A 13,647-nucleotide genomic window follows, 5' to 3' on the forward strand; every position below is an offset into this window, starting at 1 on the left:
ATCTACTTATAACGTAAGATATATAATATGTTTGTTTTATGGAGCTGGCGGGATTTGAACCCGCGTCCAAAACACTTACGATTATGGTTCTACATGTTTAGTCTATATTAATTTATTGTTTTTCTGATATAAAATAGACATAGATCAAAAAAAAATCTTGTAAAAACTTTAGCATATAATATTTACAAGAAAATATTAACTATGCGATCTTTTACATATGACCTTTTATACACAAAAATGAAAAAGAAGCATTTTTGTAAAAGGGCTTTACACAGTTTTTTAAGCTGCTAAAGCGTATTCTGTTTTTTTGTTTGCGTTTAAATTTTTACGGTTTTTACGAGGCAACCGTAACCCTCGACATGCACCATATATTTTTAGTTATTTTGTCGAATCCAATATCAGCCCCAAAAAATGCAACTATTATTATACCAAATATTTTTTTTAATTTATATATTTTTTAAATTTATTTAAAACGCATATATTTACAAAAACACTATACAACTATTTTTATAATGGATTAAACGCACTCTATTTATACTATACTTAAATAAATTATACGAATTTCTTTGCTAATTTATTAGTATTTTTTTATAATTGCAATTCTTCTATTATTTAAAATTACATTCTTATTATTCTAAATTATATTAAAGGATCCTTCTAAAATATGAATACTCTCGAGAAAATAAAAAACCAAATAAAAAAAAATAACATTCTACTATATATGAAAGGTTCTCCTGAAAAACCTCAATGCGGTTTTTCTGCTCAAGCAGCACAAGCTATATCTTTATGCAAAAAAAAATTTGCTTATGTTGATGTTTTAGAACATCCAGATATACGCAAAGAATTACCAAAATATGCTAACTGGCCTACTTTTCCACAATTGTGGATAAAAGAAGAACTAATTGGTGGATGCAACATAATACTAGAAATGTTTAATAATGGAGAACTTCAAAAATACATCGATTCTGTTTAGAATTTTATTCTTAATGTTATTAATTACCAATTTAAACTTTTTCTATATACGTTTATAAAAAATATGTGTTAATTTAAATAAAACTTATCTTTATAAATTAAAGATAATAGAAAATAAAATTACATAACGCATTTATATTTTATCAAAATATATAACCTATTTCTTAAAAATTAGTTTCGTTTGGAGGCCATCCACCTAATCGCTTCCAGCGATTAACTAATTCGCAAAAAAGATCAGCAGTTTGTAATGTATCATATAACGCAGAATGCGCTTGATTATTATCAAAACAAATACCAGCTGCTTTACAAGCTTTAGCTAAAACTGTCTGACCAAAAACTAAACCACTGAGTGATGCTGTATCAAATGTAACAAATGGATGAAAAGGATGTTCTTTTATTCCTATTCTGTTTATTGCTTCAATTAAAAACGTATGATCAAATGCAGCATTATGAGCTACTACTATCGCACGACTACATTTTTCTCCTTCAATTCCTTTATATATGCAAGAAAAAATGGATTTAAGAGCTTTTTTTTCACTTACCGCTTGTCTTAAAGGATTAAAAGGATCAATTTTATTAAAAGCCAATGCTTCTTTTTGTATACATGCACCTACAAACGGAATAATATGAAAATGTAAAGTATCTTTTTTCTTTAACCATCCATCTTCATCCATGCTTAATGTTACAATAGCTATTTCCAATAAAGCATCTTTTTGAGGATTAAATCCAGCTGTTTCTAGATCTATTACTACTGGATAAAAATTACGAAATCTACTAGACAAAGAATTTTTTTTATTATTATTTAACATATTACATCTCGTTTGAATCATATTTAACAAATTTTATTTATTAAAATAGATAAAAAATAACAGACATATATATATTTTAACCTTTTTATTTTAAACACATACATATATACATAAATTAAAAAATAAAGTGTATACTTTATACATAATTTATATAATAAATCTTTTTAAGTACAAATAAAACACCAAATTATATAAAATATAATAATATTTTATATAAAAAATTTATGTAAAATGCAAATATTTTTTATAAAAAACATATTATTGTTCTCGTTAAAAATAACATTATCTATTTATTTACATCTATTTAATAAAATAAAGTAAAAATTAAATTTATTAAAAATAATACTACTTATTTTATTATACTACAGGAAAAAAAAATGCGATTTACCTTACCAGAATTACCTTATTCATATAATGCATTAGAACCTTATTTTGATGAAAAAACAATGATTCTACATCACACTAAACACCATCAAAATTATATAAATAATACTAACGCAATTCTAGATTCTATTAATTATCAAGAGAATTCCATTGAAAAACTTATTTCATCTTTAGATACAATTCCGCTAGATGCAAAAAAATTAATAACTCTACGCAATAATGCAGGAGGACATGCTAACCACAAATTTTTCTGGAAGTGTTTAAAACCACAAACAAAACTTTCTGGAATTTTAAAAAACAAAATTGAAACTCAATTCAAAAATATAGATCATTTTAAAAATGTATTTGAACAAACTGCTATAAATCATTTTGGATCTGGATGGATATGGTTATTACATGATAAAGGAAAATTGAGTATTACTTCTACAATTAATCAAGATAATCCTTTAATGGAAAAGAATACTAAAAATTTTAAAGGATATCCAATTTTATGTTTAGATCTATGGGAACATGCATATTATTTAAAATATTTTAATAACAAACTAGATTATGTAAAATCTTTTTGGAATATAGTAGATTGGAACGAAGCTATCAATAGAATTTAAAAACAATACTTTAGTTGAATACTACTTTAATAAAAATAAATTTATTCAAAAAATTACTATATAAATTTAACATAATCATAAAAAACTTAAAACATTGTTATTTAAACTTGTAAAATTTACAACTTTAAATAACATAATTATAAATTCAAGTTAAAATATGAAAAATATAAAAATGATAGTAGGATTAGGAAATTCAACAAAAAAATTTGAAAAAACTCGACATAATGCTGGACATTGGTATATAAATAATTTAGCTAAATTCTTTAATATATCTTTAAAAAAAAAAAAAGAAGGAGAAATAGGAACGATTCTAATTAATAATTTAAAAATAAAATTATTTAAACCAAATTCTTTTATGAACTTAAGTGGAATACCTATATTTTATATAGCTTCATTTTATAAAATTAAATTGAATAATATTTTAGTTGTTCATGATGAATTAGACTTAATACCAGGAATTGTTCAATTCAAAAAAGGATACGGACATAACGGTCATAACGGACTAAAAAGTATAATTAATAATTTTAATCAAAAAAATACAGCTCAACATTATTTCTTTAGAATTAGAATCGGAATTGGAAGACCTGCTAGTTCTACAACAATATCTAATTTTGTATTGTCAATTCCATCCAGTCAAGAAAAACTATTAATAAATAATTCAATTAAAAATAACATAAAATCAACTTACACATAAAATACTTACATTATTAAAATAGGATAAAAATGGGATTTAAATGCGGTTTAATAGGTCTACCTAATGTAGGTAAATCAACTTTATTTAACAAATTAACAAAAATGAACGTCTCTGCATTAAATTTCCCTTTCTGTACAATACAACCAAACATAGGAATAGTACCTGTAATAGATGAAAGATTAAATATGATTAAAAATATTGTGCACCCTGACACTACTACTCCTGCAAAAATGACATTAATAGACATTGCAGGATTAGTAAAAGGAGCTTCAGAAGGCGAAGGTCTTGGAAATCAATTTCTATCTAATATACGTGAAACAGATGTAATTATACATGTTGTTCGATGTTTTAAAGATGACAAAATTATTCATATATATTCTGAAGTAAATCCTATTAACGATATAGAAATTGTTGAAACAGAACTTATGCTCTCTGATATAGATAGATGTGAAAAAATTATTTTAAAATTGAAAAAAAAAACAAAAAAAACAAATAACGAAATAAATAAAATAAAAAATCTATTAAATTCATGTTTAATGTATTTGAATCAATCTAAAATGTTAAATAGTATTGATTTTGATAAGAATGAACTAAAAATTTTATCTGCATATAATTTTTTAACCTTAAAACCATTTATGTATGTAGCTAACACTGATCAATCAAAAAAACAAAATAAAATTTTAGAATCCTTATCTTCATTAAAAAACAAAAAAATAATACCTATTTGTCTAACTCAAGAAAAAAGTACTACTACTTCATATTCAATAAAAAATGAAAAAAAACAAAAAGAAAAAAAATATAAAAATTTAAAAAAAATTATAAAATGTGGATATGACCTACTAAAATTAGAGACATTTTTTACAGTCGGAAAAAAAGAAGTTAAAGCTTGGACTATCAGTAAAAATAGCTATGCTACTACAGCAGCAGGAAAAATTCACTCTGATTTTGAAAAAGGATTTATAAGAGCAAAAGTTATATCTTATATGGATTTTATTTTTTACAAAGGAGAAACTCAAGCTAAAAAATTCGGGAAATGTAGATTAGAAGGAAAAAGATATATAGTTCAAGATGGTGATATAATTCAATTCTTATTTAACAATTAACTTTAAAAAATATTTATTTTAAATATTATAAAATACAAATATATTATTTTTATTACTGAAATTTATATCTTCTAGAAATAAATATATAATTTTCTAGAAGAAATATAAATTTATTGATTTAATAAAATTTCTTTTAATAAAACAAAATCAGGATTAATATTTTTAGAAAGTAATATACTTTTTTCTCTACTTGCTAATTCTTTTGGTAAAGACAAAGAAATATTTAAAACTTCATCAACAACATCTTTAAACTTAGCAGGATGAGCTGTTCCTAAAAAAACACCATATTCTTGTTCTTTTATTTTTTCTTTTAACAATTTGTATGCAACAGCAGCATGAGGTTCAGATGTATAATTTAAACTATATAACTCTTTAATTTTTTTCTTAGTTTCAATGTCCGAAACAGAACCAAATCCTAAACTTTTTATACTCCATTTTTTTCTTCTAAATATTTCTTCTACTCTAGGCCAGTTATTAGGTTGACTAATGTCCATAGCATTTGATATGGTTGAAATAGTCTTTCTAGGTTTCCACTTTTTATTTAATAAAAACCTCGGAACTGTATCATTAGCATTAGTAGCAGCAATAAAAGACTTTATTGGTAAACCTAATGATTTAGCTAACAAACCAGCGGTTAAATTTCCAAAATTACCACATGGAACAGATATAATTAATTCTCGTCTATTCTTCTTTGATAATTGAGAGAAAGCTTCAAAATAATAACAGATTTGAGCTAATATTCTACTAATATTTATTGAATTAGCTGAATTCAAACCATAATATTTTCTTAAATGACTATCGTTAAACGCCTGTTTAACTAAATCTTGACAATCATCAAAACTTCCATTTATAGATATTGTTTGTATGTTATTACCTAAAGTACAAAAAAGTTTTTCTTGTAATACACTAATTTTACCTTTAGGATACAAAATAACTACTTTTACATTATCCATTAAATAAAAAGCATGTGCTACAGCAGCTCCAGTATCACCAGAAGTAGCAGTTAAAACAGTAATACGTTTATTATTTTTCTTATTTAAATAAGATAATGTTTGAGCCATGAAACGGGCTCCAAAATCTTTAAAAGCTAAAGTTGGACCATGAAACAACTCAAAACATGAAATACTTTGATTCAGTATTCTTATTTTAGGACTTGAAAATGAAAAAGATTTCTTGACAATTTTTTCAAGTTCATTAAAAGGTATTTCATTACCTATAAACATAGATAAAACAAAAGTACTTCGATAAATAAAATCCATATCAAGTACTTTTTCTAAATCTGATGTTTTAATTGTCGGTAATTTTTTAGGAAAAAACAATCCTTGATTATTACCTAAACCTAATTGAACAGCTTGTGAAAAAGTAACTATTTCTGTAGCATCTTTTAAATTATATAACTTCATATTAATATTACCTTATTTTTCGTGCTCCTACTGTATCAACACGACAAATATCAACAAAACCTCTATCATTATCTAAATAATTCTTTGTCAACCACGTAGCAATATCATTAGCTACTGTAATATCTTGACATACACTAAAAAAAGTAGGTCCAGATCCAGATATTCCACATGATAAAGCACCTAAATCCATAGCTAAATTTTTAGCTTCTAAAAATTTAGGTAATATTTTTTTTCTATACGGTTCAGCTATAAGATCTTTCATACACTTAGCCGCTAAATTAGATTGATTAGTATATGAAGCATGAATAAAACTAGATAAATTCCGACTATGCTCAATACAAATCGATCTTGAGTATACATTAGGAAGCAAAGAACGAGATAATTCTGTAGAAACTTTAGTACCAGGCCAAGCTATAATCCAAATCCATTTTTTAAAACTAGGAATAGACTGAGATATTATATCTTTTTTATGAATAATTAACTGTAATCCACCTAAATAACATGGAGCTACATTATCATAATGTATACTTCCTGATATTTCTCCTTCCAATTTCCCCATTAAATATAATATTTCTTTAGGAGATAACGGTGTTCCAAACAAAATATTCATAGCTACTAAACTAGCTACTATAGAACAAGCACTAGATCCTAGACCTGATCCTATAGGCATATTCTTCTCTAAATTTATAGATACAGGAATTTCTTTTTTAATAGTTTTAGAGAAAAGAATCCAACATTTTAAAACAATATTTTTTTTTAAATCTTTAGGTAATTCATCAGAAAAATAACCAGAACAAGTTATTTTAAATTTTTTAGACACTTTAATTGAAACGCAATCCCCTAATAATTTTCCACTAATAGGAGATATAGCTACACCTAATAAATCAAATCCAACATTAATATTACCAATTGATGCTGGCGCATAAACTTTTACCACTTTTCTACTCCTAACTTCTACGATAATGTACAAATTAAATCTGAAAAAACTCCAGACGCAGTAACATTATTTCCAGCACCATACCCACGTAAAACTAACGGAAGAGGATTATAATATTTACTATATAAAGATAATGCGTTCTCTCCATTTTTAACTGTATATAACGGATCGCTTTTTTTTATAAAATGAATCTTAACACAACATTCTTTATTTTTATCAATAGTTCCAACAAATCGTAATACTTTTCCTTCTTGATTTGCTCGTTCTACAAGATTTGAAAAATATGTATCTAACTCCTTTAATTTATTGATAAACTTTTCTTTATCTTTAATATTTTCAAAATATTGAGGAATTATAGACTGTATTTTTATATCTTTTAATTCTATATAATTACCTACTTCTCTAGACAATATTAATAACTTTCTAGCTACATCTATACCAGATAAATCTTCATATGGATGAGGCTCAGTAAAACCCATTTTTTGTGCTTTTATAACAGCCTTAGAAAATAACATCCCTTCTTCTAATTGTCCAAATACAAAAGATAAAGAACCGGATAAAATACCTTTAAACTTAATTAAATAATCTCCAGAAATTAATAATTTTTTTAAAGTCTTAATAATTGGTAAACCTGCTCCTACATTTGTTTCATATAAGAAATTTTTTTTATATTTACAAGCAGTACTTCTAATATCATTGTATAATTTCATACTAGACGTATTTGCTTTCTTATTTGAAGTTACAACATTAAATCCATTTTTAAAAAATTTACAATAACTTTTTGTTATCATAACATCTGAAGTACAATCAACTATTACTGGATTAAATAAAGTATTATGTTTTTTAAAATCTATTAATAAATCAATGGAAAAAGACATACTGCTATTTAATAATTTTTCTTTCCATTGTTTATAATCAATTCCATTAATATTTGTCAACATATACTTACTATTTGCAATTCCACAAATTTTAAAATTAATATTTTTTTTCTTTAAAAAACTTTGCTGATTATATATTTGTTTTAGTAATGTGCTTCCAACATTACCTACTCCTATTAAAAATATTTCTATTATTTTATTGTTATAAAACAATTTTTCATGTAAGAATTTTACTATTCGCAGAAGAAATTTTTCTTCTACTACAATCGATAAAGATTTCCATGACATACCATAAACTAAATCCACTATATTTATTTTTAAATCAGATAATACAGAAAAAAATTGGGTAAAAACATTTAATCTATTAAGTTTATTGATACCTACAACTGAAACTATAGATAAACTACTTATTATAGAAATTGGATATATAACTTGATTTTTAATTTCTAATTCAAACTCTTTTTCTAACACATATTGCAAATGCTCTTTATATTTATCATAAATATAAAAAACAATTTCATTTTTGAAAAATGATTTCTTCACTAATAAAATTGATAATTCATTATTGCTAAATACTTTTGAAAAAGCTCTAGAAAAAACGTTATAATTTTCTTCATTACTAATAGTACAAATTTTTACCATTGTAATTTTATTAAGATGAGTAATACATTTAATACATGAAGAATAACTATTTAATGTACTATTAGATACTAAAGTACCTTTTTCTTTAGGTTTTAAAGAATTTTTTATTAAACAAGATATGTTAAAACTTTTTAATGGTTTAATCGTTTTTGGATGTAATACTTTTGCACCAAAATAAGACAATTCTATTGCTTCATCATATGAAAGATACTCTAACAATTTAGCTTTTTTTATTATTCGTGGATCAAAACTATATACTCCATTTACATCAGTCCATATTTCACAATGTGATGAATCTAAACAAACTGACAATACAGAAGCAGAGTAATCTGAACCATTACGTCCTAATAAAACTAATTCTTTTCTAGAATTTCCAGCAATAAATCCTGGCATTAATATTATATCTTTTTTCGAAATATTTAAACTTTTTATTCTTTTTTGCGATTTTTTAATGTTGATAAATACATTTCCTGAACTACTAATTACAGAAAAAAAAACATCTACAGGATCTATAACTTTAACAGTAAAACCTTTAGATAAAAATAAAAAATTCATTATTTCTATAGAAAAAATTTCTCCTGTAGACATTATTTTTGCATAGGTTTTTTTTGAACATTCCTGTAAAAAACTTATACAAAATAATAAATTTTTAATTTTTTTAAATAATTTTTTTAGCAAAGATACTGAAGAATCAAAATAATTATTCGATTTTTCAGAATAAAGTTCTAATAATAATTTATAAAAAAATTGATACATAATATTCAACTTACATGTAAAATCTTCGTTGCGAACAGCTATATCAATTAATTTTTCTAAATTATCTGTAACAGTAGCAGGTGCTGATAGTACAACTGAAATTTGTTCTTGTTTTGTTTTTTTTGCAATTATTTGAAATACATTTAAAAAACTTTGAGCATCTTTTAGAGAAGTACCACCAAATTTTAATGTTCGCATATATAAAATGCTCCTAAACTAATAAATTAATTTTACCTATTTTTAATATTAACATTTATTAAAAATATTAAAACATATACATTTATGTATATATTCAATAAAACGAAATGTTTTAAATAAATTTTAAAAAATATTATTCTTGTTAAGAATAGAATTTATTTTAGTTATTAGAACTAAAGCATTTTAAATTTAAATCAAAATTAATATTCAACTATTTTATAAAAATATTAATAAAAATATCTTTATAAAAATAAAAACTGTTTGTTAATAAAAAATTGAATTCTAGAAATATGTGTATATTTACTAATCATAAATAATAACAATTATAAAAAATTCAATATTTTTATATATAGAGTTCGATCTTTAAAAATAAAAATATATAAACATATTATTTACCCTTAAAAAATATTTTAATTATACTAAAAATTAAACATTCGATATTATTAAATATATACATATTAAATATTACTATATATATCTAACAATATAAATACTATTTATATATATTTTTAAAGACGACTAACAAAATAATTATTTAAAAATCTATTAATACCATTTCATAAAAATATAAACTTTTAATCAAAAAATGAAAATTTTCAATTTTTTATTATAAATAAATTTTTTTATACTACATGCATATTCATTATATATTTTTCCAATTACCTATAACAAAATATTTATTAAAATTATTGTCATAAAAATATAAATTTTTTGTTAAAGAAACGGAATGCTAATTTTTTTATAAATTAGCATAACATATTTTTTATAAATAGAATTAATAGTTATATTTAAATTGAAAATTTTATATACAATATACATGTATTTTTTTAAAAAAAATTTATTTTTTTAAATACGAAGCCATCCAAAGATACGAGTAGTCTTTCAAATCACTATTTTTTTCTACTTTATCTCTTAATAACATTAAATCATAAGCAGGATAAAATACTTTTTTATCAATTGTGTTACGACTAAATTTTTTAGGGAATTTAAACATATTAACTTGTAAAATCCAAATTTCTTTTATAAACAAAATCATTTTTTTTGGCATAGCTAATTTTACAGAAGCATAATCTAAAACATTGTTTGTAGAAATAGAAAAAGATTTAAAATAAGAAAACTTTTTCTCTTTTTTAATTTCTAAAGTTTTTTTTACTTGAAAATACCATAAAAGAACAGAGAAAAAAAAAGCAGGTTCTACTTTTATTTTTTTATGAATATAAAAATCTGTTTTTTTTAAAGCTTGCATAGTTAATAATTCTATAGGATAGATTATCCTTTTCTTTATACAAGAAGATAAAAATGGAAAAAGAGGTATTAACAAAGAAAATCTTCGTAATTGTTTGTAAATACTATAACCACATCCAGTATAAAATAATTTTATAGATTCATTAAATAACCTCGCTGAAGGTACTTTGTACAATAAATTAGATAATTTTACTATAGGTTGTTTAGTTCTTTCTTCTATTTTCATTTTTAATGAAACAGAAAATCGAATTACACGTAACATCCGTACCGGATCTTCTCTGTACCTAGTTTCTGGATCACCAATTAATCGAATAATCTTTCTTTGTAAATCTTTAACTCCTCCAACATAATCTTTAATAGTGAAATCAGTCATACTATAATATAAAGTATTGATAGTTATATCTCTTCTCTGGGCATCTTCTTCAATATTCCCAAAAGTATTATCACGTAACAACATTCCGTTTTTAGTTCTTTTTGTAGAATAATTTGCTATATTCTGCAAATCACTTTTTACATTTCCTCTAAAAGTGGATACTTCTATAATTTCAGAACGAAACATAATATGAGCTATTTGAAAACGACGACCAATTAATCTAGAATTTTTAAATATTTTTTTTAATTGTACAGGAGTAGCATTTGTAGTAATATCAAAATCTTTAGGTTTTTTTCCTAAAATTAAGTCTCGAACACTACCTCCTACTAAATAAGCTTCAAAACCTGATTTATTTAATCTATATAATACTTTAATAGCATTTTCACTTATTTTTTTTCGAGAAATATTATGGTATTTAAAAATTGTAAGAATCATTATATTATTTTCTGTAAATATTAATACAAATATCAATGTTAACTACTTAATTTGCAATTATTCTTATTAAATAAAAACGTTAAAATTAATCTTTTAATAAAAATGATACATAGTCATATTCTAAAATTATTTTTAATAAATTAATAATTTTATCATTTACTAAAGTTTTAATAATTCTTTTTAAATAAGAAAAAGTAAAAAATATTAACACTATACTTTTACGCCTATATTAAATTGATTTATAATGTAATATTATACACTTTTTCAAATTACTTTAATTTTGTAAAAGTAATGAAGTTAGAAAACAATAAGCAAAACATAAAAACTACTATTTTCCAAATATTCATATGAAAAAAACTATTATTTTAGTAAACTAAAACGGGATAAATTACCCCGTTTAATTTAAAACTACTTTATCCCATTAATTGTTTTTCTCTCATTTCGGCTAACGTTTTACAATCAATACATAAATCAGCTATAGGACTAGCTTCTAATCTTCGAATCCCTATTTCTATAGTACAACATCTACAGTATCCAAATTTATTATTTTTTAATCTATTTAAAGTAATTTCTATTTTTTTTATAAGTTTTCTTTCTCTATCTCTGTTTCTTAGCTTAAGACTGAATTCTTCTTCTTGAACAGCTCTATCAATTGGATCAGGAAAATTTGAAGCTTTTTCTTGCATAGTTGATAATGTTGAACAAACATCTTTTTTTATTTGTAAATACCAAGCTGTTAAAATTTTTTTAAAATGGTTTCTTTGAAATATATTCATATATTCTTCATCTTTTTTAACTGTATAAGAACACACTCCAGCTATAGCTAATATACTTAAAGATGAAACTTTACTATTTTTTCGTTTATACATTATATTCTCTAATATTAAATATTGTTTAAAATAATAATAAATATCAAAAGTTTAAAAAAAAATACAAGTATTTGTTATATCTACTATTTTTTTTAAACTCAATCTATGATTATATTTTATACAAATTAAATTTGTAATAAATCATAAATTTAATTGTAAATCATATACTAAATATACTTCGACAAAAATATAAATATATAAAAAATACATTAAAATAATAATTACTAATTGAAATTTCTAATTTAAAACAAAATTTTCTTAATTTTATTGTTTTTACACAAAAAAATTATATATTTTATAGATTATTATCTTAATCTATAACGTAATCTACATTTAAATACATTTAATAAATATATTATTATATTTAACTATAAAAAAAAAAAATATATGAAAATTGCTTTAGGTATCGAATATAACGGAAAAAATTATCATGGGTGGCAAAACCAAAAAGAAGTAATAACCATTCAAGAAACATTAGAAAAAGCTATTAGTTACATTGCTAATCAAAAAATAAAAGTAATTTGTGCTGGAAGAACAGATACTGGGGTACATAGTTCTGGTCAAATAATTCACTTCCAAACAACATCAAAAAGAACAGAAAAAGCATGGACTATTGGAGTCAATTCTAAATTACCTAATGATATTTCTGTCTGTTGGATAAAAAAAGTTCCAAATAATTTTCATGCACGTTATAGTGCCACATCTCGTCAATATCAATATATTATTAATAATAGTATACTACGATCAGCTTTACTAAATGATTATTCTTATCATTTTTTTAAACCATTAAATGAAAAAAAAATGCATTACTCAGGACAATATTTAATAGGAGAACACGATTTTACTAGTTTTCGTTCTACATATTGCCAATCTAAAAGTCCTTATAGAAAAATAATGAATCTATCAGTATCTAGATTTAAAAATTTAATAATTATTAATATACAAGCAAATTCATTTTTACAACATATGGTAAGAAATATAGTCGGTTCTTTAATTGAAGTAGGAACTAATAAAAAACCTGAAAATTGGATACAAAAAGTTTTAAAAAAAAAAAATAGAAGATTAGCAGGGATAACAGCAAAATCTTCTGGACTAAACTTAATTTATGTTAATTATCCAATAAAATTTAATTTTATTAAAAATAAAAAACCACAATTTGTACTATAAAAAAATTATAAATAAATTTAATATAAAAATAATTTCCTTAATAAAAATTGTATTACTAAATACATCAATGTATTAAGCTAAATAAACTAGAAATAAAAAAAAATTTATAACTTAAAGAATTATAGTTTTACTATTAAAAAATATTAAACTATATAAAAAAAAATAAGTAATCCTATT

At 22.8% G+C, this 13,647-nt stretch carries 11 protein-coding genes and 1 other RNA gene; 5 read left to right on the plus strand and 7 right to left on the minus strand.

The window, feature by feature from the left end; genetic code table 11:
* Positions 1-36 precede the first annotated feature (36 nt).
* Positions 37-406, minus strand: a transfer-messenger RNA (tmRNA) gene (gene ssrA / locus AB4W63_RS00785).
* A 258-nt stretch (positions 407-664) separates the two neighbouring features.
* Here ssrA and grxD point away from each other — a divergent pair.
* Positions 665-973, plus strand: coding sequence for a Grx4 family monothiol glutaredoxin (gene grxD, locus AB4W63_RS00790; RefSeq protein WP_367681124.1), 309 nt, complete (start codon positions 665-667; stop codon positions 971-973).
* A 163-nt stretch (positions 974-1,136) separates the two neighbouring features.
* On the opposite strand, the gene rnt is transcribed toward grxD, so the two are convergent.
* A complete protein-coding gene (gene rnt, locus AB4W63_RS00795) occupies positions 1,137-1,781 on the minus strand; it encodes a ribonuclease T (protein ID WP_367681125.1) in 645 nt (214 codons plus the stop codon).
* A gap of 377 nt (positions 1,782-2,158) precedes the next feature.
* Between rnt and AB4W63_RS00800 the strand changes: the two genes are divergently transcribed.
* The 3 genes from AB4W63_RS00800 to ychF all read left to right on the plus strand — a co-directional run bounded on the left by AB4W63_RS00800 (position 2,159) and on the right by ychF (position 4,567).
* Positions 2,159-2,770 (plus strand): Fe-Mn family superoxide dismutase, encoded by a 612-nt coding sequence (locus tag AB4W63_RS00800; RefSeq protein WP_367681126.1) that lies wholly within the window; start codon positions 2,159-2,161, stop codon positions 2,768-2,770.
* Positions 2,771-2,927: 157 nt separating this feature from the next.
* Positions 2,928-3,464: an aminoacyl-tRNA hydrolase gene (gene pth, locus AB4W63_RS00805; RefSeq protein ID WP_367681127.1), complete on the plus strand. Its 537-nt coding sequence runs from the start codon at positions 2,928-2,930 to the stop codon at positions 3,462-3,464.
* A 29-nt stretch (positions 3,465-3,493) separates the two neighbouring features.
* Positions 3,494-4,567: a redox-regulated ATPase YchF gene (gene ychF / locus AB4W63_RS00810; protein ID WP_367681128.1), complete on the plus strand. Its 1,074-nt coding sequence runs from the start codon at positions 3,494-3,496 to the stop codon at positions 4,565-4,567.
* A 110-nt stretch (positions 4,568-4,677) separates the two neighbouring features.
* Here the strand turns inward: ychF and thrC are convergent, their stop codons facing one another.
* The 5 genes from thrC to dksA all read right to left on the minus strand — a co-directional run bounded on the left by thrC (position 4,678) and on the right by dksA (position 12,303).
* Positions 4,678-5,970, minus strand: coding sequence for a threonine synthase (gene thrC / locus AB4W63_RS00815; protein ID WP_367681129.1), 1,293 nt, complete (start codon positions 5,968-5,970; stop codon positions 4,678-4,680).
* Between the two features lie 7 nt (positions 5,971-5,977).
* Complete coding sequence (gene thrB / locus AB4W63_RS00820; RefSeq protein ID WP_367681130.1) at positions 5,978-6,907, minus strand: homoserine kinase; 930 nt, start codon at positions 6,905-6,907, stop codon at positions 5,978-5,980.
* A 17-nt stretch (positions 6,908-6,924) separates the two neighbouring features.
* Positions 6,925-9,381 (minus strand): bifunctional aspartate kinase/homoserine dehydrogenase I, encoded by a 2,457-nt coding sequence (thrA, locus tag AB4W63_RS00825; protein ID WP_367681131.1) that lies wholly within the window; start codon positions 9,379-9,381, stop codon positions 6,925-6,927.
* A gap of 838 nt (positions 9,382-10,219) precedes the next feature.
* Positions 10,220-11,434 carry a polynucleotide adenylyltransferase PcnB gene (pcnB, locus tag AB4W63_RS00830; protein ID WP_367681132.1) on the minus strand — a complete coding sequence of 405 codons (1,215 nt, stop codon included), beginning with the start codon at positions 11,432-11,434 and terminating at the stop codon, positions 10,220-10,222.
* 413 nt (positions 11,435-11,847) lie between these two features.
* The gene (gene dksA, locus AB4W63_RS00835) at positions 11,848-12,303 is read right to left on the minus strand and encodes an RNA polymerase-binding protein DksA (protein ID WP_367681133.1); all 456 of its coding nucleotides are present in this window, start codon (positions 12,301-12,303) and stop codon (positions 11,848-11,850) included.
* 387 nt (positions 12,304-12,690) lie between these two features.
* Between dksA and truA the strand changes: the two genes are divergently transcribed.
* Positions 12,691-13,470, plus strand: a complete 780-nt coding sequence (truA, locus tag AB4W63_RS00840; RefSeq protein WP_367681134.1) for a tRNA pseudouridine(38-40) synthase TruA — start codon at positions 12,691-12,693, stop codon at positions 13,468-13,470.
* Positions 13,471-13,647 lie beyond the last annotated feature (177 nt).

Source organism: Buchnera aphidicola (Anoecia corni) (assembly GCF_964056675.1).
GTDB classification, from domain to species: domain Bacteria; phylum Pseudomonadota; class Gammaproteobacteria; order Enterobacterales; family Enterobacteriaceae; genus Buchnera_E; species Buchnera_E aphidicola_B.